Annotated in this window: 17 protein-coding genes and 2 pseudogenes; 5 read left to right on the forward strand and 14 right to left on the reverse strand. The window is 60.1% G+C overall.

From position 1 onward, the window contains the following. The first annotated feature begins 113 nt into the window (after positions 1 to 113). The gene (gene yghU, locus OIU37_RS33440; RefSeq protein ID WP_171605268.1) at positions 114 to 989 is read left to right on the forward strand and encodes a glutathione-dependent disulfide-bond oxidoreductase; all 876 of its coding nucleotides are present in this window, start codon (positions 114 to 116) and stop codon (positions 987 to 989) included. Positions 990 to 1067: 78 nt separating this feature from the next. Here yghU and OIU37_RS33445 read toward each other — a convergent pair whose 3' ends face one another. From OIU37_RS33445 to OIU37_RS33465, 5 genes are read right to left on the reverse strand one after another with little or no spacing between them, the layout of a single operon-like run. Further along, complete coding sequence (locus tag OIU37_RS33445) at positions 1068 to 2582, reverse strand: ABC transporter substrate-binding protein (RefSeq protein ID WP_180695497.1); 1515 nt, start codon at positions 2580 to 2582, stop codon at positions 1068 to 1070. Positions 2583 to 2601: 19 nt separating this feature from the next. Beyond that, positions 2602 to 4311 (reverse strand): ABC transporter ATP-binding protein, encoded by a 1710-nt coding sequence (locus OIU37_RS33450; protein ID WP_264259969.1) that lies wholly within the window; start codon positions 4309 to 4311, stop codon positions 2602 to 2604. Then, entirely contained in the window at positions 4308 to 5159 is an 852-nt protein-coding gene (locus tag OIU37_RS33455; RefSeq protein WP_264259970.1) for an ABC transporter permease, read from the reverse strand. The genes OIU37_RS33450 and OIU37_RS33455 overlap by 4 nt, the downstream gene beginning before the upstream one ends. Then, entirely contained in the window at positions 5156 to 6094 is a 939-nt protein-coding gene (locus OIU37_RS33460) for an ABC transporter permease (protein WP_182211158.1), read from the reverse strand. The genes OIU37_RS33455 and OIU37_RS33460 overlap by 4 nt, the downstream gene beginning before the upstream one ends. 51 nt (positions 6095 to 6145) lie before the next feature. Beyond that, entirely contained in the window at positions 6146 to 7036 is an 891-nt protein-coding gene (locus OIU37_RS33465) for a proline iminopeptidase-family hydrolase (RefSeq protein WP_264259971.1), read from the reverse strand. Positions 7037 to 7165: 129 nt separating this feature from the next. Between OIU37_RS33465 and OIU37_RS33470 the strand changes: the two genes are divergently transcribed. Both OIU37_RS33470 and OIU37_RS33475 read left to right on the forward strand, forming a co-directional pair. Continuing rightward, complete coding sequence (locus tag OIU37_RS33470; protein WP_264259972.1) at positions 7166 to 7978, forward strand: LuxR family transcriptional regulator; 813 nt, start codon at positions 7166 to 7168, stop codon at positions 7976 to 7978. A 64-nt stretch (positions 7979 to 8042) separates the two neighbouring features. After that, positions 8043 to 8945, forward strand: a complete 903-nt coding sequence (locus tag OIU37_RS33475) for a proline iminopeptidase-family hydrolase (RefSeq protein ID WP_264259973.1) — start codon at positions 8043 to 8045, stop codon at positions 8943 to 8945. Between the two features lie 54 nt (positions 8946 to 8999). Here the strand turns inward: OIU37_RS33475 and OIU37_RS33480 are convergent. After that, positions 9000 to 9912 (reverse strand): annotated as a pseudogene (locus tag OIU37_RS33480) (acetamidase/formamidase family protein). Between the two features lie 358 nt (positions 9913 to 10270). Here OIU37_RS33480 and OIU37_RS33485 point away from each other — a divergent pair. After that, positions 10271 to 13246, forward strand: coding sequence for an NAD(P)-dependent oxidoreductase (locus OIU37_RS33485; protein ID WP_264259974.1), 2976 nt, complete (start codon positions 10271 to 10273; stop codon positions 13244 to 13246). Between the two features lie 273 nt (positions 13247 to 13519). Here OIU37_RS33485 and OIU37_RS33490 read toward each other — a convergent pair whose 3' ends face one another. From OIU37_RS33490 to OIU37_RS33500, 3 genes are read right to left on the reverse strand one after another with little or no spacing between them, the layout of a single operon-like run. After that, positions 13520 to 14302, reverse strand: coding sequence for a 3-hydroxybutyrate dehydrogenase (locus OIU37_RS33490; RefSeq protein WP_029875400.1), 783 nt, complete (start codon positions 14300 to 14302; stop codon positions 13520 to 13522). An 11-nt stretch (positions 14303 to 14313) separates the two neighbouring features. After that, positions 14314 to 15054, reverse strand: a complete 741-nt coding sequence (locus OIU37_RS33495) for an acetoacetate decarboxylase (RefSeq protein ID WP_264259975.1) — start codon at positions 15052 to 15054, stop codon at positions 14314 to 14316. Next, entirely contained in the window at positions 15044 to 16180 is a 1137-nt protein-coding gene (locus tag OIU37_RS33500; protein ID WP_264259976.1) for a patatin-like phospholipase family protein, read from the reverse strand. The genes OIU37_RS33495 and OIU37_RS33500 overlap by 11 nt, the downstream gene beginning before the upstream one ends. A 535-nt stretch (positions 16181 to 16715) precedes the next feature. On the opposite strand from OIU37_RS33500, the pseudogene OIU37_RS33505 reads away from it, so the two are divergent. Further along, positions 16716 to 17394: pseudogene (locus OIU37_RS33505) on the forward strand (ISNCY family transposase); the annotation flags it as partial. Positions 17395 to 17484: 90 nt separating this feature from the next. Here OIU37_RS33505 and OIU37_RS33510 read toward each other — a convergent pair. The 5 genes from OIU37_RS33510 to OIU37_RS33530 form a co-directional block, all read right to left on the reverse strand. Then, positions 17485 to 18963, reverse strand: a complete 1479-nt coding sequence (locus OIU37_RS33510) for a lipopolysaccharide biosynthesis protein (RefSeq protein WP_171605280.1) — start codon at positions 18961 to 18963, stop codon at positions 17485 to 17487. 278 nt (positions 18964 to 19241) lie between these two features. Beyond that, positions 19242 to 20270 (reverse strand): polysaccharide pyruvyl transferase family protein, encoded by a 1029-nt coding sequence (locus OIU37_RS33515; RefSeq protein WP_264259977.1) that lies wholly within the window; start codon positions 20268 to 20270, stop codon positions 19242 to 19244. Between the two features lie 87 nt (positions 20271 to 20357). Continuing rightward, the gene (locus OIU37_RS33520; protein WP_319004768.1) at positions 20358 to 21116 is read right to left on the reverse strand and encodes a TylF/MycF/NovP-related O-methyltransferase; all 759 of its coding nucleotides are present in this window, start codon (positions 21114 to 21116) and stop codon (positions 20358 to 20360) included. A gap of 127 nt (positions 21117 to 21243) precedes the next feature. Beyond that, the gene (locus OIU37_RS33525) at positions 21244 to 23130 is read right to left on the reverse strand and encodes a N,N-dimethylformamidase beta subunit family domain-containing protein (RefSeq protein WP_264259978.1); all 1887 of its coding nucleotides are present in this window, start codon (positions 23128 to 23130) and stop codon (positions 21244 to 21246) included. Between the two features lie 633 nt (positions 23131 to 23763). Then, a partial coding sequence (locus OIU37_RS33530) for a TylF/MycF family methyltransferase (protein ID WP_264259979.1) occupies positions 23764 to 24386 on the reverse strand: 623 nt, incomplete at its 5' end.

The following is a 24386-nucleotide window of genomic DNA, read 5'->3' on the forward strand; positions in this document are numbered from 1 at the left end:
GTGAAACCGCGCCGACACCTGTGACAAAACCTCATCGCCTCTGCTATGTCAGGAAAAATGCGGCAACCCAACCTGCGCCGCACTCTGTCTGACCAATGCCAGGAGTTTGAAAGATGAGCGGTTCTCCCGACTATACACCCCCGAAGGTCTGGACCTGGAACAAGGCGAATGGCGGCCAATTCGCCAGCATCAATCGGCCGATCGCGGGACCGACGCATGACAAGGAGCTTCCAGTCGGCCGCCATCCGCTGCAGCTCTATTCGCTCGGAACGCCGAACGGCCAGAAGGTCACGATCATGCTCGAGGAACTACTGGCGCTTGGTCATGAAGGTGCCGAGTATGACGCCTGGCTGATCAAGATCGGCGATGGCGATCAGTTCGGAAGCGGCTTCGTCGCAGTCAATCCCAATTCCAAGATACCGGCGCTGATGGACCGCAGCGGGCCAAAGCCGATCCGTGTCTTCGAATCCGGCGCCATCCTTACCTATCTCGCCGAGAAGTTCGGCGCCTTCCTGCCGACCGAGCCAGCCGACCGCGCCGAATGCCTGTCCTGGCTGTTCTGGCAGATGGGAAGCGCACCCTATCTCGGCGGCGGCTTCGGCCATTTCTATGCCTATGCGCCGACGAAGATCGAATATGCGATCGACCGCTTCGCCATGGAAGTGAAGCGTCAGCTCGACGTGCTCGATCGTCGCCTGGCCGAAAGCGAGTATCTAGGCGGCAGCGAATATACGATCGCCGATATTGCCGTCTGGCCCTGGTATGGCGGTTTGGTGAAGGGGTGGACCTACGGCGCAGCCGAGTTTCTGCAGGTCGAGGACTATAAGAACGTGCTGCGCTGGGCCGACACCATTCACAGCCGGCCGGCCGTGCAACGCGGCCGGATGGTCAACCGCCTCTCCGGCGAGCCCTCGAGCCAGTTACACGAGCGCCACGACGCCAGCGACTTCGACACCAGGACGCAGGACAAACTTGCGGCCGCCGAGTAAGCAAGCGGCATCAGCCACTTACTGCAGCGATAGGCTCCGCCGCTTTACGGCGGCGGAGCATCTGCATGCTGCCCGAACTCAATTCTTGACCGTATCTTCCAGGAAGAACCGGCCGAGCGGGTTCTGGTAGAAGTTCTCGATATTCTTGCGCGAGACGTTGATATAGGGGCTGTAATAGAGGTCGATCCAGTTGACGTCGTCTTTGGCCATCTTCTGCAGATCGACATACATCTGTTCGCGCTTCTTCGGGTCGAGCTCGAGACGCGCCTTGGCGACCAGTTCCTTCACCGCCTCGTTCTTGTAGTTGGTCAAATAGTTGTTGTTGGAATCGTGGCCGAGGACGAAGGTGGTCTTCTGGTCCGGGTCGAGAATGTCGTTGGTCCAATAGTTGACCGAGACGTCGTAGTCGCCGGCAACGAGCATGTCCCATTCCTGGCTCGGGTCGACCTTCTGCAGATTGGCGGTGATGCCGGCCTTCTGCAGCTGCTGCTGGACCAGTACGGCCGTCTGTTCGTCGACTTCGTCGCCGGCGCGCACCAGGTAGTTCAGCGTCAGATCGGAGGCGCCGGCGGCCGCCAGCAACTCCTTTGCCTTTGCAGGATCATAAGGCCGCTGCAGATTGTCGGCATAATAATAGAGCGCGCCCTTCGGAACGTAGGAATTGGCGACCGTGCCCTGGCCGAAGGTGACAGTATCGACGATCGCTTTTTTGTCGATCGCAAGGTCCAGCGCCTGGCGGACTTCCTTCTTCCCGAGCGCGCCATGCGCATGGTTGATCAGAAGATGATCCTCGCGGGTCGAAGCGTCGATATCGACGTTGAGGTTCGGGTCCTTCTTCAGCTCTTCGACGCGGGAGAAGGGAACGAAGATCGCCGTATCCAGTTCGCCCGCCTGAACGTTCAGCATGCGGGTGTTGTCGTCAGGCACCGAGATCCACTCGACGCCGTCGAGCTTGACGCGGTCGGCCTGCCAGAAATTCGGGTTCTTCTTCAGAATGACGCGGTCGCCGCGCCGCCATTCCTCGACCACGAAGGCGCCGGATGCGATCGGCTTTTCGCCATAGGCGTCGGGACCCAGCGATTCCATGCCCTTCTTGGAGATGACGGAGGCATTGGGAAGCGCCAGCGTCGAGAGGAACGGCGCCGATTGGTTCTTGAGCTTGATCGTCAGCGTGCGCGCGTCGGTCGCGACCGCCGTGTCGATCACCTTGTAGGAATCGCTCCAGAGCGAGGCGGGGTCGTCGCGGATGCGCAGCAAGCTGTAGGCGGCGTCTTCCGCCGTCAGCGGCGAGCCGTCGGAGAACTTCGTGTCACGAATCTTCAGGGTGTAGGTCAGCCCGTCATCCGAAGTGGTCCAGCTTTCGGCGAGGCCCGGCTCCAGTTTCGTGCCTGTCTTGTCGACGCGGATCAGCACGTCGTAGACATTGGAGAACACCCAGTTGTCGATGTTCTGCGCGGTCTTGATCGGATCGAATGTCGTCGAATCCTCGCGGCGACCGATGGTGAGCACACCGGCGGCCTCGGCATAGCTTGCGCTGAGCGTCAGACCGGCGAGCAAGGCTGCAAGCCCGATTGATTTCCACCTGTTTGTCATGAGTTCGTTCCCTTCGTTGTTATGGCATGCGTTTGATGGGTTGGATCGGCATAGAATGCGGATCGTCCTTGACGTCGGCGTCTTGCAGCAGCCGCTTGTCAGGATCGATGTCGGGAATGGCGGCGATCAGCGCCGCCGTATAGGGATGCTTCGGCCGCGCGAAGACTTCTTCGGAACAACCTTCCTCGACGATTTCGCCGCGATACATCACGACGACGCGTTCGCAGAGATTGCGGACGATCGCGAGGTCGTGGGCGATGAACATCAGCGTGAGGTTCATCTTCGCCGTGAGCTCGCGGAAGAGCTCGATGATCTGCGCCTGGATGGTGACGTCGAGGGCCGCCACGCATTCGTCGGCGATGATCAGCTTCGGATCAACGGCAAGCGCACGGGCGATGCCGGCGCGCTGGCACTGGCCGCCGCTCATGCTGCGCGGTTTGCGGCCGGCGAATTCGCGTTCGAGGCCGACGAGATCGAGCAGTTCGCCGATCCGCGCCGGGATATCGGTCCTCGCGACCTTGCCCTGCACCTTCAACACTTCGGCCAACATCTGCCCGATCGTCAGCCGCGGATTGAGCGCATTGTATGGGTCCTGGAAGACCATCGCCGTCTCGCGCCTGAGCTTTGCCAGGCCAGCGCTTTTCTGCAGCGCCAGATCGACGCCGTCGAAGGTGACGTGGCCCGAGGAAAGCGGCGTGAGGCCGAGCACGGCGCGGGCAAGCGTGCTCTTGCCGCTGCCGGATTCGCCGACGATGCCGACCGTCTCGCCCGGCATGATCTGCAGACTGACGCCGGCAACGGCGCTGACCGTCTTGGCGCCGCCCCTGAGCAGGGCGCCGCCGGCTCTGAAGCGCACATGGAGATCGTCGATTTCGAGCAATGGCCTTGCCGGTTGGCTGGCCGCTGCAAGCTCGAGCAGCGGCGCGGCCGTGTCGCCCGGGATGGAAGGGTGGCTGTTGATCAGATTGATCGTATAGGGATGCTGAGGCCGCGCCAGGATCGTCCGCTTCGGCCCCTCTTCGATGAGCTTGCCGCCGCGCAGCACGGCGATGCGGTCGCAAGTCTGGGCGACGATGCCGAGATCGTGGGTGATCAGAATGATCGACAGGCCGCGCCGATCACGAATGTCCATCAACAGCCGCAGGATCTGCGCCTGGATGGTCACGTCGAGCGCCGTGGTCGGCTCATCGGCGATCAGGATTTTCGGATTGCAGGACAGCGCCACGCCGATCATCGCCCGCTGCCGCATGCCGCCGGAAAATTCGTGCGGGTAGCTGTCGTATTGGCGCACGGGATCGGGAAACCCGACCTGCGCCAGGATTTCCGTTGCCGCGCCGCGAGCCTCGCGAGCGCCGAGTTCCTGGTGATAGCGGATGCCCTCGGCGATCTGGTCGCCGATCCGCATTACCGGGTCGAGATGGCTGGTCGGGTTCTGGAAGATCATGCCGATCTCGCCGCCGCGCACTTTCAGCATCTCGCCATCGTCGATCCGCATGAGGTCGCGCCCTTCCAGCAGCACGCTACCGCTTTCGATCTTCAGCAGCGAGGAGGGCAGCAGGCGCACCAGCGAGCGGCAGAACAGGCTCTTGCCCGAGCCGCTCTCGCCGACGAGGCCGAGAATCTCGCCCTTGCCGAGATCGAGCGACACCGAATCGATGAGCGTACGCGGGCCGGAATCGACATGTGCCTTGACGGTAAGATCACGGACGGACAGCACGGAGCGGCTCATTCATGCACCCCCAGCAGTTCGCCGAGCGCATCGCCCAGCATGCTGAAGCCGAAGGCGAGGCAGACGATGGAGAGGCCGGGAAACAACGTGATCCACCAAGCCGTGGTAATGAAGCTCTGTCCTTCCGCGACCATGACGCCCCATTCGGCGATCGGCGGCTGGACGCCGAGGCCGAGATAGCTGACGGCGGCGCCGCTGAGCAATACCAGCGTCGCATCGGACATCGCAAAGACGATCGAGCCGGCGATCGCGTTCGGCAACAGGTGGCGGAACATGATGCGCGGGCGGCTGAAGCCAAGGCTGACGGCGGCAACGGCATAGTCGCTGCTTTTCAGCACCAGCATCTGCGCCCGGATCAGCCGCGCATAGGAGACCCAGCCGACCAGCGCCATGGCGATGTAGAAGCTGCCGAGGCCGGGGCCGAGGATCGCGATGATCGACAGCATCAGCACCAGGAAGGGAAAGGCGAGGATGATATCGACAAGACGCATGAACAGCGCATCGACGATCCCACCGAAGAAGCCGGCAATCGTGCCGACCGTCGTGCCGATCAGGAAGGGGAAGATGACGCCGATCAGTGCCATCTGCAGGTCGAGGCGCGCGCCCCAGATGACGCGGGAGAGGATATCGCGGCCGAAATTGTCGGTGCCGAAGGGATGCAACAGCGAAGGCGCCTGCAGTCGCACCTCGGCATTCTGCATGATCGGATCGTAGGGCGCGACGAGGGGCGCGCCGATCGCCAGCAGCACGAAGAACAGCAGCAGGCCGGCACTGAACGCAAGCATCGGCCGCCGGCCGAAGAAGCGGCGCCAGCCGGGGGAGGCGGGGGCGATCGCCTCGATGCTCATAGCTTCACCCTCGGATCGACGGCGACAGTGACGATGTCGGCGATGAAGTTGATGAGCACGGTGGCGCAGGCAAAGACCATGGCGACGCCTTGGACCACCATGTAGTCGCGTGAGAAGATCGCCCTGACGAGCAGCTGTCCCATGCCGGGCAGCGCAAAGACGCTCTCGACCACCACCGTGCCGCCGATCAGCCAGCCGATGTTGACGGCGAGCAGGTTGATCGTCGGCACCAGCGAATTCGGCAGGACATGCCGCCAGAAGACGATTCTCTCCGGCATGCCGCGGGCGCGCGCCGCCGTCGCGACGTCCGATTTCAGCTGCTCGATCATTGCCGCGCGCAGGCTGCGCGTCAGTACGGTCGAGAGCGACAGCGCAACCGTCAGGCTCGGCAGCACGAGATGCGACAGCTTTTCGCCGATCGTCGCGCCATAGCCCGAGACCGGCAGGATACCGAGATCGACGCTAAACAGGATAATCAGCATCAGCCCCAGCCAGAAGGGCGGAAAGCCGATGCCGAAGGTCGAGACGATGCGCACCGCATGGTCCGGCGCCCGGCCGGCATTGCGTGCGGCAATCGCCGACATCGGCACCGCGATCAGGACCGAAAGCACGACGCTGGAGACGACGAGGGCGAGCGTCGGCTCGATGCGGGTGACGATCAGCTTCAGCACGTCGATCTTGTAGAGGATCGACTTGCCCATCTCGCCATTGGCGAGGTTTTTGAGGAAATAGACATATTGCAGCCACATCGGCTGGTCGAGGCCGTACTGGGCGCGGATGCTGGCAAGAGCCGCCGGTGTGGCGCGCGTGCCAAGAATGTTGCGTGCCGGATCGCCGGGGATCAGCCGGACCAGAATGAAAGTGATGACGCTGATGCCGAAGATGACGGGCAGGAACTGCAGCGGTCGCGTCAGAACGAATTTATAGCGATGCATGACGGCGATCGCCCCTTTGTCTTCGTCTGGTTCGGTCCGCTTCCTGTTGCATCAGCCTGCCTTGTGCCGGGCGAGAAAATCGAGAAGTGCTGGATAATAGTCCTGCGGGTTCTCATAGAACGGCATGTGGCTGGCATTGGCAAATACCTTCAGTTCGGCATTCGGCAGCGCAAGCTTCATCCTGAGCGCGCATGCCGGTGTCAGCTCATCATGCTCTCCCGTCGTGATCAGCACGGGCAGCGTCAGCCGCGGCAGATCGGGGATGCGGTTCCAATCCTTGAGGTTGCCGATGTAGAGAAACTCGTTCGGCCCCTGCATCGTCGCGTAGGGCGCCATGTTCCAGTCGTCGAGCGAGCGGCGCACCGGCGCCGGCCATTCCGGAAGACGGCAGACATGACGATAGTTGAGGATGGTGACGGCAGCGAGATATTCCGGATGATTGTAGGTGCCCTGCGCCTCGTGCTTCTGCATCATGGCCACGGTTTCGGGGCCGAGCGCTGCGCGCAGCCGTTCAAGTTCCGAGATCAGATGCGGCATGTCGGCGACGGTATCTTCGAGGATCAGCGTCTTGAGGTTTTCGGGATAGGTCAGCGCATATTCGATAGCCAGCCACCCGCCCCAGGAATGGCCGAGCATGTGGACCTTGCCAAGCCCCAATGCCTTGCGCACCGTCTCCGTCTCCTCGACATAACGACCGATCGTCCAGAGCGAGAGATCGTCCGGCCGATCGGAAGCGCCGGTGCCGAGCTGGTCGAAGGCGACGACACGATAGCCTTTGTCGGTGAGGCAGGAATGCGCCTCGCGCAGGTAATCGCAGGGCAGACCCGGCCCGCCATTCAGGCAGAAAACTGTCTCGCTGCCGGTCCCGAAACTATAGGCAACGACGCGATAGCCATCGACATCGATCTCCAATCGCTCGTCCGGCCGTATTTCACGCCACATTGATCGCTCCGGCAGAAGATTTCGCTTGCTCAATATTTGGGCACGGCTAAATTTTTACCTTAAACCGCATTCAGTGCCAGCTATAAGAAGTGATAGGGTGGGCCGCAATGCCGAACCCGGGAGCAGCCCATGCTTGACAACCCCATTCTTGACGACATTGGAACGATCAGACGGCAGTTTACAGCGCACGAAACGCTGGACGGCCGGATCGACCAGGCCTTCGAGGCGATGAAGCAGATCGGCTTCGAGGCGCTGATCTACGACTATACACCCGTTCCCTACGATCTCGACGGCGCGATCATGATACCATCGCTGCTGAAGCTGCGGAATATCTCAGACGACATGCACGACTACTGGTTCAATCGCGGCTATTTCCGTATCGATCCGGTGCAGCAGGTGGCGCTGCGCACCTCCGCACCCTTCTTCTGGAACTACGACCCGGACGCCGACACGCTGATCAACCGTTTCATGACCGACGACACCGCACCGGTGACACGTTATTTGCGCGAACGCGATATGTCGACCGGCGTCACCGTTCCCGTTCATATGCCACGCGGCGACTATGCGACCGTCACCGGCATCCGCTTCGGCCGGAACAAAGAGTTCGAACGGCACGCACTGCGCTATATCGCCGACTTCAACCTGCTTGCTCATGTTTTCCATGAGACCGCCTATTCGCTTTTCGACAGGCGGGCGAAGAGCGTCGGCACGATCCGCCTGACCGAGCGGGAACGGGAATGCCTGCGCCATTCGGCGGAAGGTTATTCCGCCAAGGAAATTTCCCGCATCATCGACCGTTCGGTACCGACTGTCGTGATGCATCTGAACGCCGCAACAAAGAAACTCGGCGCCCGCAACCGCACCCAGGCCGTGGTTCGCGCCACCCATTACCGCCTGCTCGAAGACCGGCCGACCCATAATTGGCCACCCTATAACTTGTGATAGCTGCCTTCCTCGTTGCCGCCGCGTTATGTTTTTTTTCATTGCTAATGAGATGGAGACGCCCGTGGGGGAGGTCACGACCAAAGAAGCCTATCTGCCCTTTCGCGACTATCACACCTGGTATCGCGTCACCGGTTCGCTGGAGAGTGGCAAGCTGCCTCTCGTCGTCGCGCATGGCGGGCCTGGCTGCACCCATGATTATGTCGATTCCTTCAAGGATATCGCCGCCCTCGACGGCCGTCCGGTCATCCATTACGACCAGCTCGGCAATGGCAATTCTACCCGGCTTCCGGAAAAGGGGCCGGATTTCTGGACGGTCGGCCTGTTTCTCGAAGAGTTGGACGCGCTGCTTTCCCATCTCGGCATTCGGGATCGTTATGCCTTCCTCGGCCAGTCCTGGGGCGGCATGCTCGGCGCCGAACACGCGGTGCGCCGGCCGCAAGGCCTGAAGGCGCTTGTCATCGCCAACTCGCCGGCCAACATGCATACCTGGGTTTCGGAGGCGAACCGACTGAGGCAGGAACTGCCGAAGGAGGTGCAGGACACGCTCTCGAAGCATGAACTGGCGGGAAGCCTCACCGATCCGGAATATATCGCCGCCTCGCGCGTCTTCTATGACCGCCATGTCTGCCGGGCGGTGCCGTGGCCGCCTGAAGTGGCGCGGACCTTTGCGATCATGGACGAAGACAACACCGTCTATCGCAACATGAACGGCCCGACCGAATTTCACGTCATCGGGACGATGAAGGACTGGACGATCGAGAACAGGTTGGACCGCATCGAAGCCCCGACGCTGCTGATCTCGGGAAAATATGACGAGGCGACACCCCTGGTGGTAAGGCCCTATCTCGAACACGTTCCCGGCTGCGAATGGGTGCTCTTCGAAAATTCCAGCCACATGCCGCATGTGGAGGAAAAGCAGCTTTGCCTGGCGACCGTTTCCGGTTTCCTCTCCCGGCACGATTGAGGACGCGCGTGCGGTCGATCACGTCGCTGGACCGCACCCTACGCCAGCGTTCGCCTATCGGCGAACCAGCCATTTCTTGGCGACGCGGCAAGCCATCGTATAGGCCGGATCGAAGACATTGCCGACATCATAGCGCACCACCTGGCCGAGCAGATGGCTGGCCGCCGTCCTGTCCAGGCCATAATCCGCCGCCAGCCAGTTCAGCATTTCGCTGGTGGCGTGCTGGAAGCGCCTGATCGAGGGGCCGGGCGTTGCCGATCGTGAAGATGTCTTCGGCCGTTTCTCCACGCGGCCAGACCAGTCCGGCCTTCTTTTCCACCGTCAGCCGCACCGTGACCTCGAACGTCGTCTCGACGCCGGTTCCGACGATCTCGCCATCTCCTTGTACGGCATGGCAGTCGCCGAGAAAGAACAGGGCGCCGGGGGCCGCTACGGGCAAGCGGACCGTGGTGCCGGGGCCGAACAGCCGATAGTCCATGTTGCCGCCATATTCGCCGCTGGTCGCGGTCGATATCGCCTGGCCGAGGCTAGGCGCCACGCCGAAACAGCCGATCATCGGGGCGAGAGGCAGAACGAAATTTTCAAGACCTGCAACCGGTTCGGAAAGCCGGACCGTCAGGGCTTCGCGGTCGATCGCCCAGATGGCGATATCGCGCGGCGGCAGGTCGCGAACCGCCTCGGGATCGACCACATTGGCGGCGACGACACTGCCGGTAAAACCTGTGTCCCTGGTCGGGATCATGCTGATGATCTCGACCTTCAGCGCATCCCCGGGCTCGGCACCTTCCACGAAGATCGGGCCGTTCATCGGATTGGGGCCGGATGCCTGCTTGATGCCGTCCTTGTCATGCCCGGCGGCGTCGAGCGTCTCGGTGACGACGGTATCGCCGTCGGCGATGTGCAGGGCCGGCGAAAGAGAGCCGATGACATTGTGAAAGCGCGTCGGAATGAAGCGGTGAGTGGTCATGAAAATACAGCTCTCGCTCGTTTCGAATGTCTTGAGCCTGCGGCTGAACTGCCCGGCGGAGAGAGTTGCAGACTAGATCAGAGATTGCCGGCAATGCCAATATCCGCGCGGCACCACCCGAAACCGGCAGCCGATGGCGGGTTGCCGAAAGGGGCGTCTTTGTGATCGCGGCAACCGCATAGGGGAGTGCATCACCCATATCCACCCTGGTGGAGGCGACTCTTGCCGCAGCGCTCGAAGGGGTTTTCGGTCACGCGTTTTGCACAGGAAAGATCATTCAGGCAATGGTCGAAACGCGATACCATAACCACGACCTTGGCCGCCTTGCCCACCTTCCTTTCAAACCGATAGGCAGATCATGACAAATATCGAGCAGATGCAGGAACAGCGACTTGAAGCGCTCCGACTGACGAAGTCGGGAACACCGAAGCTGCCGTCCAATCCGTTTTTCGGCGTCGGTCCGATCACAGATGCGACCACCGACGAGGTGGATAGCCGCCTGCGGCGCATCGCTTTCGATACATGGATCGAGAAGACCTATCGCAAGTTCGACGACAAGGGCAACGATATCGGCGGCTTCACCACCGCCGAAATTTCCCGCAGCATGCACCGCGGCTACCCGGCGGATAAAATTCTGACCGACATGATGCGGGCGATCCACCGCTACTTCCACTTCCCGAAGGCGAACCGGATGGCTGTGGGACTCGGCGGCGGTCACAGCGGCTATACCGTCTGCGTCCAGCACCTGATTAACGCCAACGACGCCTCGCAGCGCGTCTACGTCGATACGCCGCGCCCGGAAAGCGATCCGGCTCGCGCGGCAGGCTTCTTCCGTCAGTCCTGGGCCACGCAGCTGATCGAGATGCAGCGCTTCGCCGAAAAGGGCTGCGAAAGCCGCATTCATTTTGCAGCCTCCGAGGGTGTGATCCCGGCGGCCAGCGAGCTTTCCGCTCTCGGCGTGTCGATCTTCGTCGGCGTCGGCCACGAGACGACCGGCGCCAACGCCTATACCAGCCGTGAGATCCACGAGCTGCTGAACTGGATCGATGGCGATCCGGCAAACCGCCATGCGGTGTTCGACGCGACGTCGATGCTGGGCGCCATGCCTTGGGAGCCCGAGCTGGTCGATGCCGTGATGGCGAAATGCTGCTTGTTCATGCCGTTCCAGAAGGCAATCGGCGGGGTGTCGGGGTATTTCGTCGCCTCCTTCACGCCGCATGCTTTGGCGCTCGTCGAGAAGAACCAGCAGGATCCGGCCTGGGCGATCCCGCGCCAGCTCAAGCTCGCGCCGCCGATCGATGCGCGGCAACCGCTTTCAGCCACGCGATCCGTGGATGCCGGACCGTTTTACGATGCCGCGGAAGATCGCATGCTCGGCGGCGTCATCAACACCTACAGCGCGCTTGCCTTTGCCGAAACCACCTTCGGCCTCCTGCAGTCCGAGGCGCGGGTCGGCTCGGTGGTCGAGCTCAACAAGCGGTCTGCGGCCAATCGGGCGGTGATCGACGGCTGGGTCGAGTCGCACCCGCTGTTTTCGCTCACCGTCACCGATGCCGAGCGGCGCGGCGCGGCGGTGACGCTGCTAAAGGTTGAGGACGCCGGCATTACCGATCCTGCGATCCATGCCCGCATTATCGCGCGTTCGAAGCAACTGCTCGGCTATGAGGGCTTTACCCATCCGAACGGGGAGTTCGAGCCCGGCCTCGATGCGGCGCGCTACGTCAACGCATTCCCGGGAACGCCCGGCGACTACCGCGCCTGGGTCGGCGGCATCCGCGAGCCGGCCGATGTCGTCGCGCTGCTGGAGAACCTGCAATATGCCTATCTGCGCGCCAAGATCGTCGTGATCGAGGAGGAACTGGCGAAGCAAGGCATCACGTTCGCGGCGCCTGTGAAGGCCGGCGCGATGGTCCGCAAGGACGATCCCGAACAGGCCTATACGGTGCTGATCGCCGATCTGGTCGGCCTGCGCCTCGGCGCGGATGGGCAGCCCGACGACAGCGAAATCAGGACCTATGTCGAGGAGAAGGGCGGCGTCTTCCATGCCGGCCCGATCGGCGACAGGGCGGCGTTGGAAAAGGGCCGCATCCATTTCTTCTACCAGCCGAATCTCAGCACCGAGGCCGAAATCCTGCCGCAGACGGACAAGGGCCAGTATGACGCGCTGATCGCGGCGGCGACCTTCATCCCGAAGGCTTCCGTCTTCCCGTTCGGCGGCGTGCGCATCGGCGCGGGGACCGGCAATATGGGCTCGGCCTCCTGGGGCGGCGGCAACGGCGAGGGCGGCGAGGCGCCTTTGATGAACACGCCCGGCATCAACAGCCGGGCGACTGCCCAGATGGCGATGAAGGCAATCCTTAAGGTTGTTCCCAACCTGCCCGTCGACAGGCTGCACCAGATGGTTGCCAACGGCGACTTTGATACCGGGCGCCAGCTCAAGGATTTCCCGACCGCCAAGCTGGAGGGCCGGAAAATCGCCATTCTAGGCTACGGCAATATCGGCCGCGAAGTCGGCAAACTCGCCAAGGCTTTCGGCATGAAGGTGGTGATCTACGCGCGCCAGCATCACCAACGCTGGATCGAGTCGGAAGGCTTCGATTACGCCGCAAGTCCGTTTGAAGCGGCGACCGGCGCTGACGTGCTCTCCGTCCATATCGGTCTTGGCCGGCTGGACGCTGCGACGGGTGTCTACTCCAACGCAGGTTTCGTCGACACGCAGGTTCTCGACGCGATGAACGATGGTGCGGTGATGGTCAACTACGACCGGGGCGAGGTCGTCGATGCGGCAGCGCTCGACCAGGCGCTGTCGTCCGGAAAGATTGCCCACGCGGCAATCGACGCCGATCTCTTCAAGGATGCAGCGACCGGCAAGCTCAGCGGACCGATGGTTCCCTATCTGCCGCTCGAAGAGCGCCATAAGGGCAAGCTGGAACTGTTGCCGCACGCCGCCGCCGATACCGACCATCCTTCTCGGGTGACCGGCGCCAAGCAGGCGGTCGATCAGATCTTCGATGTCATCCGCTTCAAGTCGGTCACCAATCTGAAGGGTGACCTGCCGGAAGGGTATGTCTCGGCCGGCGGCCGCACACCGGCCGGAATCGGCAGGGTGACGAAGCGGGTGGTCAGCGAGATCAGCGGCAATTCGGAACTGCTGGACGAATTGCGACGGACCTCGGAAAAGGTCGCCGCGATCCTCGGCGCGCTCTCCGTTGTCTCCGACCCGAGCCACCGCGACCGGATCGTCGATCGCTACACCGGTCTGCTGGCCGAAAATGCCGGCCGGCAGCGGGCGATTCTCGAGCGGCTTGGCCTGTACGGACCGGCGGCGGAGTAAGCCGCGGCGACGCCCGGATGTGCGCCGCTCTTTTCTGACCGAGCCGGCCCGCTTTGCCGCAGTCGGTCGAGCGCCACATTCGGAGCGGCCGTAGCGCCGCCGCATACCGACGACCTGCGATTTGCCGGAGTGGCCCTGGCGGCGGCGCCCCGGCTCCCGGCGCGACATGGACCGAAGCCGAAGGTCTTCCCATATGCAGGCACCGCGGCATCGGCGGCACATGCAACATCGTTGAGCCTTGACGGACCCAGATGCGATGCCTCAGCGAGACCGTTACTGCATGTACCAGCCATGGCTGACAACCAGTGACTGGCCGGTGAGAGCATTGGTCTCGAAACCGGCAAACAGCAGCGCCACTTCGGCGACATCGTCAACCGTGGTAAACTGTGCATCCACAGTGCCGCCGAGCATTACTTTCTTGATGACCTCGTCTTCGGAAATTCCGAGTTCCTTTGCCTGTTCCGGAATTTGCTTGTCGACGAGCGGCGTCCGGACGAAGCCGGGGCAGATGACGTTGGCGCGCACGCCATCCGGTCCGCCTTCCTTGGCGACCACGCGAGCAAGGCCGAGCAAGCCGTGCTTGGCGGTGACATAGGCCGATTTCAGCGGCGAAGCCTCATGCGAATGCACCGAGCCCATATAGATGATCGCGCCGCCCTTCTGCGCCTTCATATGTGGAACGCAAGCCTTGGTGGTGAGGAACGCGCCATCGAGATGGATGGCGAGCATCTTCTTCCAGTCGGAAAAGGCGTAGTCCTCGATCTTGTTGACGATCTGGATGCCGGCATTGGAGACGAGCACATCCACCCGGCCCCACTTGGTTACGACGGCGGCGACGCCGGCATTCACGGCTTCCTCGCTGGTGACGTCCATCGCAAGACCGATCGCCTCGCCCGGGCCCGCAGCCGTCAGGTCCTTGGCCGCCGCTTCCGCCGCCTCGAGCTTCAGGTCGGCGATGACGACCTTGGCACCTTCCGAAACGTATTTTTTCGCGATGGCTAGCCCGATACCGCTGGCCGAGCCGGTGACGATGCAGACCTTGTCCCTGAGCTTCATGGTTCGACTCCTTATTTTGCCAGATAATCATGGACCACTTCGCCGAGGCCCAGCGTCAGGTCCGAGAGAATATGGACGGCGGATTTGACCTCAAGCACCGGCAGGTCGGCGACCGGCGCCAGCGCGTGCGGAAACAGCGCCAGGGCGCCCGGTCCTTCCCACGCGCCCTTCACCGTCAGATCCTCCAGATAGTAGCGCACCAGTTCGCAGATGCGCGGTGTGCAATCGACATGTGGAATAATCTTCAGCATGAAATTCGGCTGCTTCAGGCTTTCGAGGATTTTCCCCTCGTCGAGTGACCGATGCTTGAAGCCCATCGTTGCGGTGGCGACGCGCTGACCGCCATAGTCGAGCGTGCCGACCAGCGCATCCTTGACGGATGTCAGCGATGGCTCAGCCAGTTTCTTCGGAAAGCCCCAGATTTCGCGTCCGCCGGCGATCGGCGCGTCGTCGTTGAGATACATGGAATGCACGTAACCGCCGTGTACCCCTTGATAGGTCACCGGGATGACCTGGCCGGATTCGGTATAGTCGCCAAAGCCGGTCGAGTCCGGCATGCGGATGAATTCATATTTCACCAGCGGCTCATCGAACTGCAGCGGTTCGGGCACGACCCGGCGCAGGGCCTCCGCATCGGTGCGATAGGTGATGATCATATATTCGCGATTGACGAACCGGTAAGGCCCTGGCGGGTAGGATGGACTGGTCAGCGGCATGGCAAAGGCATTGCGAACGACATCTTCAATTTTCATGGTTTTTCCCACGCAGGCGTTGCTCGGCAAGGTCGAAAATCCGTATCCCATTGGTCGGACGCGTTCGGTCGAGCCAATCTGGATGGTTCAGCGTCTCGACCACATCGTCATGGCCGGCCTTCCAGTGTTCCTCCACGGAGAGCCGCGAAAACTCATAGTCCTTAGATCCGGTTTCATAGGCGGCATGCCGATAGATCAGGTGCACCATGGTCACGGCGCAATCATTGCCGATCTTTTCAAGGAGCCTCGCATCGGGATCGTCCTTCAGCTCAGGCGGCAGCTTTTCAGTCAGCCTCTTGGCCGCCATGCGCACCGACTGAAGCTTGCGGAACTGGTCGGTGTTGAGCCGCGTGCGGCTGGAAAAACGGATTTCCTTCTCACGGGCATCGACGTCAAAGACATCCTTCGGCAGCACGCCCTTGGCGCTGAACAAATCGACCTGGAAGATGCAGAGATCCGTCTCCAACTCGCTACCACCGAGAATGCGCTGCAGCGGCGTGTTGGAAACGATACCTCCATCCCAATAATAGCGGCCGTCGATCTCGACGGGCGCAAAACCCGGCGGCAACGCCCCGGAGGCGGCCACGTGTTTGGGCGAAAAAGCACAATCGCGGTTGTCGAAATAATTGAAGTTGCCGCTAACAACATCGACAGCGCCGAGGCTGAGACGGATGGCACCGGAATTGATCAAGTCGAAATCGACTAGACCGGCGAGGGTCTCCTGCAACGGCGCGGTGTCGTAAAGGCTGATCGCGGCCATCGGATCGCCCAGGATGTTCCATGGCGCAAAGACGCGTGGCGTGAAAAAGCCGGGAACACCGGTCAAAGACCCCAGAAAAGCGGAGGATTCGTTGAACCATTTGCGCATCGCATTGCCATTGCCGAGAAAATGGCCGGGCAGTCCGGACGAGACCCGATGCCAGAAGGTCCTTAGGTTATCGACACGCTGATCGACGGGGCTTCCGGCAATGATGGCTGAGTTGATCGAACCGATAGAAATCCCCGCCAGCCAGTCGGGGCGGATGCCAGCCTCATGCAGAGCTTCGTAAGCGCCGGCCTGGTAGGAGCCCAGAGCGCCACCGCCCTGAAACACCAGCACGGTTTTCTCTGTCGGAATAGTACTCACGGGACGCTTTTCCTCAAATGCTGCAGCTGCTAACAAATAACACAGAAAAGGCCATTGAGCTGCACAGGGCAGATTAAGTTTCAGTAATGCAGGAAGGCTTCCGGGTAATCGTATACTAAGTCATTTCAGAGACTTGCTAGTCAAAGCGGCGCATTCTTCGCAACCATTGAGGCTTTTAGTTAGTCCTGCCCAGGGCATCTTGCAATGCAACAAAATGTGACAACGCTGGCCATGCGGCTATGTAGACTGCGAATTCACCCACGCCAGGCCAATCCTTCATTTCAGGCTTGCTACGCCGTTCGACCAGCGTCGTCAGCTGGTTCAATCAACGAAATCTCGCTTCGAGACAGGAGCACTCTTATGTTCCATAATATCCGTTACGCCGCAAATTTATGTAAGGGCTATTTAGTAATGCGACAGTTGGGCCAGTTAGAGATGCGACAGTCTCGCCTCTCGACGTTCTGGTCAACGCCAACGTTGGGAGCAAGGATGACGACCTCCAGTCTGGTCGAGACCGTGAGCGGTCGGAGTCGTCATGTCCTTTATGATCACCATGTCGCAGAAAGAATTGCATCGCCTCGAAGTTATTCAGAAGATCCGCGATCAGCGCCTGAGCGTCGTCCAGGCCGCCGAACTGCTTGGGCTCAGCCGAAGTCAGATGCACAGGCTGCTGCAGGCCTATGGCCATGCCGGTGCGGCCGGCCTGGTTTCGAAGAAGCGATCGAGACTAAGCAATCGGCGCCATAGCGAGGAGTTTCGCAATGCGGCGCTGGATCTCATCCGCGAACGCTATCTGGATTTCGGTCCGACGCTGGCGCGCGAGAAGCTGATCGAACTGCATCGCATCTCGGTCGCCAAGGAGACGCTGCGGCAATGGATGACAGAGGCCGGCATCTGGATCTCGCGGCGTGAGCGAAAGAAGCGGGTTTTCCAGCCGCGCGGCCGGCGCGACTGTTTCGGGGGAACTCGTGCAGATCGATGATTCGCATCACTGGTGGTTCGAGAACCGCGGCCCCAAATGCGCCCTGCTCGTCTATATCAATGACGCCACCGGCAAGCTTTTGCATCGGCGCTTTGCCGGATCGGAGAACACGTTCGACTATCTGCATGCGACAAAGGCCTATCTGCAGCAATGGGGCAAACCGCTGGCTTTCTACAGCGACAAGCATGGTGTTTTCCGTAGCACGCATGCGTCGGAGAAAGACCGGACGACGGCGCCATGTGCCGGAAGGAGGTTCGCACGCTGTCGCAGGCTTCAGCGGTGTGTCTCTTGGGCCGCTACATGCCGACGCAGGGTAGCCGGATTACGCGGGCGTTCGAAATTCTCCGCGGCGAACGAACTGGAGCAAATCCAACGCTTCGCGTTCGGGGCCTGCAGGCTTGCCGCTTGCCAGCCAAAGTACGAAGCTTGCCCCGAAATAGCCGATCCCGCCGATTGGTATCATGATCGCCAGTTGCAGGGACTCTGACCTGTCGGTGATCATGAGGCCGACGCCCCAGACACAGCCAGCCATAACCAGCGCGGCGACGATCGAACGCCAGCAGGCGAGAAGCTGAGCCCTCACTGACACGCCGGTGAGACGCCTCGCCAGGAAGACATACATCAGGATGCCGATCGCGGCGCTGATGCATCGCGCGAACAGAAGACCAACCAGCCCACCCCAGACCAGGCCGGCGAAAATCAAGGGAAAGCGGACGAAGATGAAAGCGAGGTCAAGCTGAAACAGCGACCGCGTGCAGCCGAGGCCCATTGCCAAGGGAGTCACCGGCATTTTAAAGGCGATGATGGCGAAGACCGCGCCCAACACCTGAGCCACCAGCGCGGCCGAGGACCACGCCGGGCCAAGGACCATGTTGATGAAGGGCCCGGCAACCAGCGCGAAACCAATGCCTACCGGCAGCGCCGCCGCAACAAGCAGGCCTTGGGATCGAAGGAATGCATGCCGCAGGCGTTCAGGATCGTCCTGAAGCCGTGCAAAGACTGGGAAGAGCAAGCCTGCGATCGGCGCCGTCGTTTCACGCACTGGCAGCGAGGCAAGCCTGTCGCCTACGGTGTACTGGCCGAGAGGGCCGGCGCCCAGCATGGCGCCAAGCGCAAGCTGGTCGGCGCGCCAGTTGACCTCATTGAGGCCGGAGCTGAGCGCCACCCACCCGGAGAACGAGAACAGATTTCTCCAGTGAGCAAACGAAATGCGCGGCAAATAAGGAAGCAGGACGTACGACATGATCACACCGGCCACCTGCGAGGCGAGCGTGCCGATCACGAGCGCCCAGTAGCTGCGAAGAATCAAGGCGATGACGACGGCGACGACCACGCCAACCACCCTGTTGATCAGGTCGATGAATATCTCTTGGTGAAAGGAAAGGCGCCGCCGGAAGTCCACAAGCCGGGGGTTCACGAGGCCGCTGATCAGCGCGCCGCCTCCAAGCGCGAAGAATATGCCGATCAGACGGTCGTCCTGATACGCCCATGCGACGGGATAACCTGCGCTAACCAGCAGGACGGCGATCGCCGCCGCGCGCAGCATGTTCAGTGTCCAGGCCGTATTGTAATGTTCTCGCTGCGGGCTCTTGTGCTGGATGAGGGCCGAACTGAGCGAAAGTTCGGTTATGGCCGCGATGATCGCAAGGACGATAGTCGCGAGGCTCACTAGGCCGAAATCGGCAGGTGACAGCAGTCGAGCCAGTGCCAGCATGCTAACCACGCCCAGAAGATTTGAGACGACACGTCCGCCGGCGGACCACATTGCCCCGACACTCAGCTGTTTGCGTACACCTTCCAACGTTGTTTCCTCGCTTGCGCTTACAGTGCTAATGCGGTGCAGTTCTCGGGAGAAATATTCATCGGGCCATGGTGTCCAGCTATGTCTTGCTGGAGGTATAAGACGAACGAAAGGTCAGGTACATCGCAACCCTGACGGCTGAGGCAGAAGAAACAGCGAAGCCAAAATCCCAGGGCCAGGCAAGTACTCACTGGATCGGTCGCAGCCTCACTGAAGAGCTGAAAAATGTTGATCTGATTCATCGCAAGAGCATGTCAGTAGCTTTCTTCAACAGCCTGCTAGACCGGGGTGCTCCGGGCGACGGTACGCGCAATCTCAAGGGCTTCCTCATATGTGTCGGCCCAGTGGACGGTGCTGTAGTTCCGACCTGTGTACTCGTACACAGCGCGGTTCTTGCCGAAGCGGTCGGGCAGCAGCACGCTGTGCTGCGAACGCAGGGCGCAGAGAATGTGTGGGTGCATGCGGTCAGTAACCAGCACCTTACCGGTATCCAGCCTGCGGTTGCCGCTCGCGAGCACGTAGCGCGCAAAGCGATCGTAGCTGCCGGCAATCTGCCTATTGACGATCGAACGGAGCGGTGGCGCCAGTGTGCGGACGCGGGAGAAGAAGCGCCCTGGAAACAGGATCCGCATACCCGCGGGATCATGGTGCGTCCAGTCGAACACTTCGACGTCACTTGGCGCAAGGGATCCGACGCCCTCGATATCGTCGCGGGCGAGCCAGATGACATTGTGATCAGGCGCGGCGTGCCTTGGCTGCGGCGGGAGGAGCAGCGCAGAATCGTGGACCGTCTCCACATGGACGTTGCCGGGGAATACGTTGCGCGCTGACTCAGCGCTGACCGGGTCTCTGGCCAAAAGTACAGCATTGCGATGATTTCCGAAGATCGTGCGCGCCTCGCGGCGGTCCTCGTCGTCGACGAACAGCATGGTCGACGGCAGCGACACGAGGCGATTATTGGGGCACGCCTCGGCGACGATGCGCTTGACCTCTGCGTGGCGCGGCCATAGGCGCGAGACCGTGACCCCGCCCGAGAAGAGTATCGTGCCGTCCCCGACAGCGCGAATCATTTGCTGAAGATCGAAGTTGTGCCCATGCGCCGTATAGGCGATGGGCGCATTACGTTGCTTCAAATAGTCCATGGCGGCCACCCACATCATGTGGTTGCCGACATTGAAGTCGAACGGGAACTGCAGAAGCGCTACAGGCTGGCATTCGGGGATGTATCGGTCGAGACACTCGCGAATCGCTCGCGCCTGCTGCGCCTTTTGCGCCGCGTCTTTAGGCGAAAGTTCTGTACCGGTCATGTGCGCCTACCCTCGATTATGCACCCCAGCGATTGGCGAATGCTGGAGCCTGTCTTTTCTAGTGGCCTACCAGGCGACGGAGAAGGTTCAGTGCGTTCGGGTCACAAGCATGTGTCCAGCCGAGAGGTCAAAGTCCAGTCCCTCCCGTCCTGCGCGAGAGAAGTAATCGTCTGCCGCCTTTCGGCACCCAGACCAATCCGAATAGGCGTGAAGTGCGACAGCGCCGCCGACGATGAGATGAGGCATAACCCGCTCTAGACAGGCGCCGACAGGCTCGTACCAATCAACATCGATATGGGCCAAAGCGACCGGCTCAGCGACTGTAAGCGTGTCTTGCACCTTACCCTTTATCAGTTGGACGTTGTTGGACTCGCCGGGATAACCAAACCTAGCGAAGTTGTTCGTCACCGTCGCCATCAGGTCATCATCATAGAGATAGTATTGCTCGCCTCCAAGGCCGACGGCTTCGCCGGCAGTGATCTCAGCGTACCGAGCTTTCATGTCGTCGCCATCGTGCTCCGAAGGCGGAGGGAGCATCTCGAACAGGTCGTACACGCGCATAGCGCGCTGAGGCGACTTGGCGGAACACATGAGAATTGCTGAACCGCCGCGCGCGCAACCTGCCTCAATGATCAACGCTCCGCTCGGGGCGGTACGACGCACTACCTCAAGCAATTGATGAAGTTGACGATCAGTCGTGTAAGAAAGGTGTTCGGCGCGCACCCTTGACCAAGCCTGTCGAACGGCCCTTGGGTAGGCGGTCCGACGGGCGCGTTCCAAAAGCGCGTTGAAGCGCCAACGCGCCCCACGCGCAACCCTATGTACTGCTTTCATAACGCCCCCCATCTCCCCAAAACAGCGTCCGCCTCGGCGAAGCCTTACTGAACTCCCTACGACTCCCCTTGGCGGGGAAGCCCGCTAGCGTCGTGTCTTGCCCTTCTCATCGACGTACTCGTCGTAACTTGGCGGTTCATCAGGACAAAGTAAGCCAAGAGGAGGGGGTCTGCGGTCTTACATCCATTTCGGAAAAAAGATTGACCGTCATCTGCTGCGCGCGGCTATCTACGCATGGCATATTCCTTATCGGAACAGTAACGACTAGAGACACCAAACCCTTTATCCAGTTCTTTATTCTTCTCCGCCAACTTCTCGTGAGCTGAGGCGGTTGGAAAGCCCAACTGTTGTCCAAGCCCCATACCCATTGAATTGATCCAGTCGAAAACACTCGCGCTCCACTCACTGCTCTGTAACAGATAGCATGGGAGATATTTGGACGTGTGCCACCTGGCAGTGGCGGTAGAATTTCGTTGGCACGTGTAGAGGATTTCGAAAGAATGACGAGTCCGTCAGGAGATTCTTCGTTGTCTAGAACCGCATCCCATTCGTACCCAACCAGTCCCTTCAGCCTATCGCCGTTTCTTAAACCTGTGTGCGCGTAGATAGGGTCAGCAGCATTAGAAACGATGAAATCAAACCCCTCATAGATGCTACCTTGATCGGATACATAGCCCACCCCCATCAGTGCATTCTCCGGTCTATTGACCTCCTTAGAGCGAAACAGTGAAGTTGACGCAGGAGGATCTAGCTGAGCCACCGGATCGAGAGATAGGCCGGCGCCAATACCCGATGAATCCTTGTATATGGTAACAACGCGGTTCGACTGCCCCCGGCTTGAGCAGTCGAACCGAACCTGCCAATAAGCAGTATTAGCAGAGTAAAAGGCGAGATGAATACCATTATCGCGTGCCAACTCAACTCGATCTCGCTGTTCCATCGACCAATACTCATCATGACCAACCGAAAGAAATATTCGGTGCGAAAGAATTTGTAAAGGGTTGCTGTGAACATCCAAATTGGTGTAATAGGATACATCGTAACCCTGCGACTCCAACCAACGGACCATGTTGTACTCCCAGGTGAGCATATTATTACAATTGAAACCATCAGTATTGCTGAATCCGAGATGGGCTGCATCATAGGGGCGATCAAAACTTACCTGATATGCTCTTGTGTTACTGGTGCTATTAGCATCATATACACTGAAGCCGCCGAATATGTTATACGCTTGAGCAGTCGTTACTGCATCCTGAAAGCCTATGTCGCTGGGGTGATTATCTTTGCGCAGAACAAACGGGACAAGCGACTGTTTGCCGCTTCTGCAATCAGTTAACTTGATAACATAAAGTCCGCTTGTCCAAGCTGCAGATGTTTTCAGTTCATACGATACGTCCCATAAACATTCGATCAAACGCGTGCCAGGATTGGTCATGGTGGGGCTTGATTGAGTTAATCCGTCTAGACCTAGCGCGCTGGCTATAAGTCGACCGCCTGCACCGCCGTAGTAGCCAAGGCGATAGACCTCAAGATTATATTGTCCAGCGGAAGACAAAGAAACCTTTAGGTTCAGGGAGTCTCCTGCATTTATACTTGTTGCATCCGCATAAGCCTCGATCTCGTGGTTCGTCGCCAAATTTGTAATCTTCCAATCAGTTGTGCCGGCATTTAGATTTTCGATTACAATTGAGTTTTGAGAGTCCACTCTGATGCCCTTACTGGTGAAGTTGTTAAGGCCCTCGGTCGTGGATACAACTGCTAGAGCTCGGATTTGGCTGCCAAGAAGACCCGACGGTATTCTGATGCGAGCACTCGTCTCTCCGGCAATATTCGTCCATGCCCCGTCAACTTCTTGCTGCCAACCGTAAGCCGCCTCCTTCTCAGGACTTTGGCCGCATTCATTGAAAACATTTGCGGTCAGCGTATTTCCAACAGTGGCGCTCCCTCTCAGGAGAACATAATAGGTGTGTTCCTCGTTCGACGAAGTGGGTATCTTTTGCGCGCCACTCTTGACACTGCCTTGCATGGGTCCCCCTGACCGTTATCCCACATTGGTGCGTAGTGATTATTTATTCGCTGGGCGTGGCCGCGTTTCGGGAGCCTATAATTTCAGAGCCTTCCGATGGCAGTACGAAACCAGCGTTCTGCAACGACCTATCGAGAGGATTTATAGACCCTTAGTAGGTTCCCCTCAACGGCCAATTGGCCCGACTTAGACCGCTTTTCGGCTACGTAGCGGGGGGCTATCACTGCTCGTTTGATTGCATCGGCGCGGCCATTCATCCTCCAATTGGGGGTCTGTTGATTCGCTCCTCCTGTGAACTGCCCCCCATTTCGGTAACCGGTGTTCCGCTCCCACGTTGTCTTCCCCACCTTGATCTGTGGTCAACGCGGCTTGCCAAACTGGCCCCGCCTCTGGGCGGGGTTGTCTTTTGAGGCACGCCCACTACGGACGCATGTCATCTTGAGGCTTTCCAATGCGCGGTCACGCAAGCTGTCGAAAGAGCTGGCGCCAACCGGCCCGGTCCTGTCGGACGAAGCGCCCTCAAGCAGATGGTCGCGTACGGGCGACTTAGTTGCCCGTCTTGCGGCACTACCAGGTGACAAACCGGCGCACGCCCTCTTGGACACCAAAAATGTCTTCTTGGACGGAGAAGGTTCAGTGCGTTCGGGTCACAAGCATGTGTCCAGCCGAGAGGTCAAAGTCCAGTCCCTCCCGTCCTGCGCGAGAGAAGTAATCGTCTGCCGCCTTTCGGCACCCAGACCAGTCCGAATAGGCGCGAAGTGCGACAGCGCCGCCGACGATGAGATGAGGCATAACCCGCTCTAGACAGGCGCTGACAGGCTCGTACCAATCAACATCGATATTGGCCAAAGCGACCGGCTCGGCGACTGTAAGCGTGTCTTGCACCTTACCCTTTATCAGTTGGACGTTGTTGGACTCGACGGGATAACCAAACCTAGCGAAGTTGTTCGTCACCGTCGCCATCAGGTCATCGTCATAGAGATAGTATTGCCCGCCTCCAAGGCCGACGGCTTCGCCGGCAGTGATCTCAGCGTACCGAGCTTTCATGTCGTCGCCATCGTGCTCCGAAGGCGGAGGGAGCATCTCGAACAGGTCGTACACGCGCATAGCGCGCTGAGGCGACTTGGCGGAACACATGAGAATTGCTGAACCGCCGCGCGCGCAACCTGCCTCAATGATCAACGCTCCGCTCGGGGCGGTACGACGCACTACCTCAAGCAATTGATGAAGTTGACGATCAGTCGTGTAAGAAAGGT

It is taken from the genome of Rhizobium sp. BT-226 (genome assembly GCF_025847085.2).
GTDB classification, from domain to species: domain Bacteria; phylum Pseudomonadota; class Alphaproteobacteria; order Rhizobiales; family Rhizobiaceae; genus Rhizobium; species Rhizobium sophorae.